This window comes from Rhodoblastus sp., assembly GCF_041915505.1.
Lineage (GTDB): Bacteria > Pseudomonadota > Alphaproteobacteria > Rhizobiales > Beijerinckiaceae > Rhodoblastus.
The window spans coordinates 1-6,216 of record NZ_JAYSBG010000214.1 but is presented as its reverse complement, the minus strand read 5'-3'; the positions used below and the strand labels follow the sequence as shown (position 1 = coordinate 6,216).

Below are 6,216 nucleotides of genomic sequence, written 5' to 3'. Positions count from 1 at the left end.
GCCGCGGTGGAGGCGGCCGTGGCCCATGCCGGGGCCGCGGACAAGGCGGTGGTGGCCGCCGTCGTCGATTCCAGCGGCGATCTGGTCGCGCTGTTGCGCGCCGATGGGGCCTTCAAGGCCTCGATCGGCATTGCGACAGACAAGGCCTATACGGCGGCTGTGTTCGGCGTCGCGACCGACGTCCTGAGCGACGCCTTGAGCGCAAATTCGACCTTGCACCAAGGCATAGCGCGCAGGCCCGGCGTGGTTCTGTTCGGCGGCGGTCTGCCGATCGTCCAGGATGGCGAAGTCATTGGCGGAATTGGGGTGTCGGGCGGATCGGAGGATGACGACCGGGCCTGCGCGCGCGCTGCTCTGACGGCTTTGGGTCTCGGCTGAGCCCTTCGTTCGAAAATTAATATCGATAATAATATTTTCTATCGATATTTTTTATGGCACAAGACTCAAAACGCGGCGCCCGCGACCGGGCGGGCGTCACGCGAAGGATCGAGGAGAGGGCGAATGTCGGTTCAGGCCTTGCACAAGACGGCTCATGTTGGCGTTGAGACGGCGCGGCGGGATGCTGCGCATTTCATTAATGGGGAGTTCACGCAAGGGGCGACGGGCAAGGGTTGGGAGAACCATTCGCCGCTCGACAACAGCGTGATCGGCCGGGTGCCGGAAGGCGGCAAGGCGGAGGTCGACGCGGCGGTCCATGCCGCCCGCGGGGCGCTTGACGGCCCGTGGGGCCAGCTGACCGTGCCGCAGCGCACCGATCTGCTGGCGGCGGTGGCCGACGAGATCAACAATCGCTTCGATGACTTTCTGGCCGCCGAATGTCTCGACACCGGCAAGCCCTATAATCTCGCCTCGCATATCGACATTCCGCGCGGCGCCGCGAACTTCAAGATGTTCGCCGAGACCGTGCGCAATATTGCGACCGAGACCTTCGTTCTCGAAACGCCGGACGGCCGGAACGCGGTCAATTACGGCTTGCGCCGGCCCAAGGGCGTGATCGCGGTGATCTCGCCGTGGAACCTGCCGCTGCTGCTGATGACCTGGAAGGTCGGCCCGGCGCTCGCCTGCGGCAATACGGTGGTCGTCAAGCCCTCCGAAGAGACGCCGCTGACCGCGACTTTGCTCGGCGAGGTGATGAACAAGGTCGGCGTGCCGAAGGGCGTCTATAATGTCGTCCACGGCCTCGGCCCCAATTCGGCTGGCGAATTCCTGACCCAGCATCCGCTCGTCAATGGCGTCACCTTCACCGGCGAGACTCGCACCGGCGAGGCGATCATGCGCCAGGCGGCGCATGGCATCCGCCAGGTGTCCTTTGAACTCGGCGGCAAGAATCCCGCGCTGGTTTTCGCCGATTGCGATCTCGACAAGGCGGTCGAGGGCTCGTTGCGCTCGGCCTTCGCCAATTGCGGCCAAGTGTGTCTCGGCACCGAGCGCATCTATGTCGAGCGGCCGGTCTTCGACGCCTTCGTCGCCCGCATGAAGGCCGGAGCGGAAGCGCTCAAGCTGGGCCGCCCCGAAGACGGCGCGACCAATCTCGGCCCGCTGATCAGCCAGGAACATCGCGGCAAGGTGCTGTCCTATTACAAGCTGGCGCTGGACGAAGGCGCGACGCTTGTCACCGGCGGCGGCAAGCCCGACATGCCCGGCGATCTGGCCAACGGCGCCTGGGTGCAGCCGACCATCTGGACCGGCCTCAAGGACGACGCCCGTGTCATCAACGAGGAGATCTTCGGCCCCTGCTGCCACATCCGTCCGTTCGACACGGAGGAAGAGGCGGTGAAGCTCGCCAATGCGACGCCCTATGGGCTGGCGGCGGCGGTCTGGACGGAGAATGTCTCCCGCGCCCATCGCGTCGCCTCGCAGCTCGATGTCGGCATCTGCTGGGTGAATTCCTGGTTCCTGCGCGACCTGCGCACCGCTTTCGGCGGCGCCAAACAGTCGGGCATCGGCCGCGAGGGCGGCGTCCATTCGCTCGAGTTCTACACCGAACTCACCAACGTCTGCGTCAAGCTTTGACAGCAGCAATTTGAACCAGTCAGGAAGGACGCCATTGTGTCGGACCAAGCGATAACACAGGTCGCGGACAAGCTCTTTGAAGCGCATCGCCTCGGCAAGCCTTGCGCGCCGGTGCGCGATCTCTTGCCGGAGGGCGCGCTCGATCTTGCCTATGCGGCGCAGGAGATCAACACGCAGCGCGGGCTTGACGCGGGGCGTCGTCTGGTCGGCCGCAAGATCGGCCTGACCTCGCTCGCGGTACAAAAGCAGCTCGGCGTCGATCAGCCCGATTACGGCATGTTGTTCGACGATATGGCGGTTCCCGACGGCTGGGAGATGTCCCGCAAGCAGCTGATCCAACCGAAAGTGGAGGCGGAAGTCGCCTTCGTGCTCGAGCGCGATCTCGATCAGGAGCGCCTCACGATTGCGGACGTGATCCGCGCGGTGGCCTTCGCTCTGCCGGCGATCGAAGTGGTGGATTCGCGCATTGCGGACTGGAAGATCGGCATTCTCGACACCATCGCCGACAACGCCTCTTCCGGCCTCTATGTGCTCGGCGCGACGCCCCGAAAGCTCCAGCATCTCGACCTGCGCGCCGCCGGCATGGTGATGGAAAGCGCGGGCGAGCCGGTCTCGGTAGGCGCCGGCGCGGCTTGTTTGGGCGATCCCTTGTCGGCGATGCTGTGGCTGGCCAAGACCATGGCCCGGGTCGGGCGGCCGCTCAAGGCGGGCGACACCGTGCTGTCGGGCGCGCTTGGTCCGATGGCGCCGGTCAAATGGGGCGATGTGTTCGAAGCGCGGATCGAGGGCCTCGGCTCCGTGCGCGCGGCTTTCGCGAAGGAGTAAGCAATGGCGAAAATTTCCTGCGCGATCATCGGTTCGGGCAATATCGGCACGGACCTGATGATCAAGATCATGCGCATGTCCGACAATCTGGAAATGGGCGCGATGGTCGGCATCGACCCCAAGTCCGACGGTCTCGCGCGCGCGGCGCGGCTTGGCGTGCCGACAACGCACGAGGGGATCGAGGGCCTGCGCAAGCTGCCGAATTACGCGGACATCAAGGTCGTGTTCGACGCGACCTCGGCGGGCGCCCATATCCACAACAACGCCATCCTGCAGAAGGACGGCAAGAAGGTGATCGACCTGACTCCCGCAGCGATTGGTCCCTTCACCATTCCGGCGATCAATGGCGACGCCAATATCGACGAGCCCAATATCAACATGGTCACCTGCGGCGGCCAGGCGACGATCCCGATGGTCCACGCCGTGCGCCGCGCGACCGACCGGGTGATCTGGGGCGAGATCGTCGCCTCGATCTCGTCGAAGTCGGCCGGCCCCGGCACGCGCGCCAATATCGACGAGTTCACCGAGACCACCTCGAACGCCATCTGCAAGCTCGGCGGCGCCGAGCGCGGCAAGGCGATCATCATCCTCAACCCCGCCGAACCGCCGCTGATCATGCGCGACACGGTGTTCACCCTGTCGCAGGGCGGCTCGCGCGAAGCCATCGAGAAATCGGTGCAGGACATGGTCGCCACGGTGCAAAAATATGTGCCGGGCTATCGCCTGAAGCAGAAGGTGCAGTTCGAGAACATCGGCGACAATGCGCCGGTGCGCATTCCCGGCGTCGGCCTCGCGAGCGGCCTCAAGACCACGATCATGCTCGAGGTCGAGGGCGCGGCGCATTATTTGCCGGCCTATGCCGGCAATCTCGACATCATGACCTCCGCCGCTTTGGTCTCCGCCGACCATTGGGCCGCCAAGCAACTTCGGAAGGAGGCCGCGTGATGGCCCGCATCAACAAGGACAAGCTCTACGTCCAGGACGTCACCTTGCGCGACGGCATGCATTCCATCCGTCATTCCTACAGCCTGGATGATGTGCGCGCCATCGCCCGCGCGCTCGACCGCGCCCATGTCGACGCGATTGAGATTTCGCACGGCGACGGCATCACTGGCTCGACCTTCAATTACGGCTTCGGCGCCCATGACGATTCCGAATGGATTTCCGCCGTCGCCGAGGAATGCACGTTCTCGCGCGTGACGGTGCTGCTGCTGCCGGGCATCGGCACCGTGCACGATCTCAAGCGGGTCTATGACGCCGGCGCGCGCAGCGTGCGCGTGGCGACCCATTGCACCGAGGCCGACGTCTCGCGCCAGCATATCGAGGCCGGCCGCAAGCTCGGCATGGACACGGTCGGCTTTTTGATGATGGCGCATATGGCGCCGGTCGAGAAGCTGGTCGAGCAGGCGCTGCTGATGGAATCCTACGGCGCGGAATGCGTCTATGTGACGGATTCGGCTGGCGCGCTTCTGCCGAGCCAATATGCCGAGCGCGTGAAAGCTGTGCGCGCGGCGTTGAAGCCGGAAACGGAAATCGGCGTCCACACCCATCACAATCTGACGTTGGGCGTGGCCAATGCGGTGGCGGGGATTGAGGCCGGCGCGGTGCGCGTCGACGCCTCGCTCGCCGGCATGGGCGCGGGCGCCGGCAACGCGCCGCTCGAAGCCCTGATCGCCGTGCTCGACCGGATGGGGATCGAAACCGGCTGCGACCTGCACATGCTGATGGACGCGGCGGATGATCTGGTGCGGCCGTTGCAGGACAGACCCGTCCGGGTCGATCGCGAGAGCCTGTCGCTCGGCTATGCCGGCGTCTATTCGAGCTTCCTGCGCCATGCCGAAAACGCGTCGAAACTCTATGGCGTCGACACCCGCGACATCCTCACCGAACTCGGCAAGCGCCGTATGGTCGGCGGCCAGGAGGACATGATCGTCGATGTCGCCCTCGATATTCTGAAACAGCGTGGCGCGGAGGCGGCGCAATGAGCTCTCTCGTCCAGTTCGCCGAAATCGTCGACGAGGCCGCGCGCACCGCGCAGGCCATTCCGCAATTCACCGAAAGCGCGCCGCTCGGCGTCGAGGAGGCTTACGCCATTCAGGCGCTCTCGATCGAGCGCCGTTTCGCGCGCGGCGAAAAACTCGCCGGCGTGAAAATGGGCCTGACCTCGCGCGCGAAAATGGCGCAGGTCGGCGTAGATGAAGTGATCTGGGGCCGGCTCACCGACGCCATGCGGCTGGAGGAGGGCGGATCGCTTTCCAAGAAGCGCTACGTCCATCCGCGCATCGAACCGGAACTCGCCTTCCTGATGAAGCGCGATCTCTCCGGCGAGGTCTCGCCGGCCGAGGCGCTCAGCGCGGTGGAGGCCATCGCCCCGGCGATGGAGATCATCGATTCGCGCTATCGCGATTTCAAATTCGCGCTGCCGGATGTCATCGCCGATAACTCCTCCTCGTCGGGCTTCGTGGTCGGCAATTGGAACAAGCCGGATCAGGATTTTTCCAATCTCGGCATCGCGCTCGAAGTCGACGGCCGCGCCGTCCAGATCGGCTCCACCGCCGCGATCCTCGGCCATCCGATCCGCTCGCTGGTCGCGGCCGCCCGCGCCGCCGCCCCGATCGGCGGCCTCAAAGCCGGCTGGATCGTGCTGGCCGGCGGCGCAACCGCCGCGCACGCGCTGAGCGTCGGACAGCACATCCGCACGACCATCCAGAAACTCGGTTCCGTCTCCATCCGCGTCGCGGAGTGATCCATGCCCGTCGTTGAAATCACATTGATCGAAGGCCGTTCCGACGAAGCCAAGGAGCGTCTGCACGCCAAGGTCGCGCAGGCGATTCACGAGGCGGTCGACGCGCCGCTGGAGTCGATCCGCATCATCATCCGCGAAGTCCCTGGCAAACATTTCTCTGCCGGCGGCGTCGCAAAAAGCAAATCCACCGCCAAGACATGACGGCAACCGAACGGGCGCATCCCAATGTCGCAAGTCTCCGTCCGGGCGATGATCAATAAGCAGCCCTGCGAGCTGAGCCTGCTTTCGCAGCGCGTGGGAAGGGTGCTGCGCGCCTTTGGCGAGACGCGCGCGCGTCACCGGATGACCGCCGACGAGGTTCTGATCTTTGTCGCCCTCGGTCATCTGGGACTCGTTCCCAATAGCCATGGCGTCGCGTTACGGCCGGTGACCTGCCTCGATCTGGCGGAACTCCTCGGCATTCCGAAGGAGACCGTGCGCCGGAAAGTCGCCCGCCTGGCCGAAATGCAGCTCGTCGAGGCGACGACGCGCGGCGCGATGATACAGGACCAGGAAGAATGGCGCCGCCTCGCGGAATCGATCGCGGTCACGGCGTGAATGCGCATGTATTCTTCCAGAACAATGATTTGTGA

Annotated in this window: 8 protein-coding genes; all 8 read left to right on the top strand. The window is 64.9% G+C overall.

Features of this window, described 5'->3' with window-relative positions:
• Window positions 1-378: heme-binding protein (locus ACE3S9_RS13220; protein WP_374546936.1), on the top strand; the 378-nt coding region annotated here is incomplete at its 5' end.
• Window positions 379-501: 123 nt separating this feature from the next.
• Window positions 502-2,013, top strand: a complete 1,512-nt coding sequence (locus ACE3S9_RS13215; protein ID WP_374546935.1) for a 2-hydroxymuconic semialdehyde dehydrogenase — start codon at window positions 502-504, stop codon at window positions 2,011-2,013.
• A 36-nt stretch (window positions 2,014-2,049) separates the two neighbouring features.
• The gene (locus ACE3S9_RS13210) at window positions 2,050-2,838 is read left to right on the top strand and encodes a 2-keto-4-pentenoate hydratase (RefSeq protein ID WP_374546934.1); all 789 of its coding nucleotides are present in this window, start codon (window positions 2,050-2,052) and stop codon (window positions 2,836-2,838) included.
• 3 nt (window positions 2,839-2,841) lie between these two features.
• A complete protein-coding gene (locus ACE3S9_RS13205; RefSeq protein WP_374546933.1) occupies window positions 2,842-3,783 on the top strand; it encodes an acetaldehyde dehydrogenase (acetylating) in 942 nt (313 codons plus the stop codon).
• Window positions 3,783-4,823 carry a 4-hydroxy-2-oxovalerate aldolase gene (gene dmpG, locus ACE3S9_RS13200; RefSeq protein WP_374546932.1) on the top strand — a complete coding sequence of 347 codons (1,041 nt, stop codon included), beginning with the start codon at window positions 3,783-3,785 and terminating at the stop codon, window positions 4,821-4,823. The genes ACE3S9_RS13205 and dmpG overlap by 1 nt, the downstream gene beginning before the upstream one ends.
• Window positions 4,820-5,584, top strand: coding sequence for a 2-keto-4-pentenoate hydratase (locus tag ACE3S9_RS13195; RefSeq protein WP_374546931.1), 765 nt, complete (start codon window positions 4,820-4,822; stop codon window positions 5,582-5,584). Before dmpG ends, ACE3S9_RS13195 begins: the two co-directional genes overlap by 4 nt.
• 3 nt (window positions 5,585-5,587) lie before the next feature.
• Window positions 5,588-5,785, top strand: a complete 198-nt coding sequence (locus ACE3S9_RS13190) for a 2-hydroxymuconate tautomerase (protein WP_374546930.1) — start codon at window positions 5,588-5,590, stop codon at window positions 5,783-5,785.
• A 24-nt stretch (window positions 5,786-5,809) separates the two neighbouring features.
• Complete coding sequence (locus ACE3S9_RS13185) at window positions 5,810-6,181, top strand: hypothetical protein (protein WP_374546929.1); 372 nt, start codon at window positions 5,810-5,812, stop codon at window positions 6,179-6,181.
• Window positions 6,182-6,216: the final 35 nt, after the last annotated feature.

Bases quoted from the DNA above. Each gene is read 5' to 3' on its own strand.
- ACE3S9_RS13215 (WP_374546935.1), top strand. From the start codon at position 502: ATGTCGGTTCAGGCCTTGCACAAGACGGCTCATGTTGGCGTTGAGACG.
- ACE3S9_RS13205 (WP_374546933.1), top strand. From the start codon at position 2,842: ATGGCGAAAATTTCCTGCGCGATCATCGGTTCGGGCAATATCGGCACG.
- dmpG (WP_374546932.1), top strand. From the start codon at position 3,783: ATGGCCCGCATCAACAAGGACAAGCTCTACGTCCAGGACGTCACCTTG.
- ACE3S9_RS13195 (WP_374546931.1), top strand. From the start codon at position 4,820: ATGAGCTCTCTCGTCCAGTTCGCCGAAATCGTCGACGAGGCCGCGCGC.
- ACE3S9_RS13190 (WP_374546930.1), top strand. From the start codon at position 5,588: ATGCCCGTCGTTGAAATCACATTGATCGAAGGCCGTTCCGACGAAGCC.
- ACE3S9_RS13185 (WP_374546929.1), top strand. From the start codon at position 5,810: ATGTCGCAAGTCTCCGTCCGGGCGATGATCAATAAGCAGCCCTGCGAG.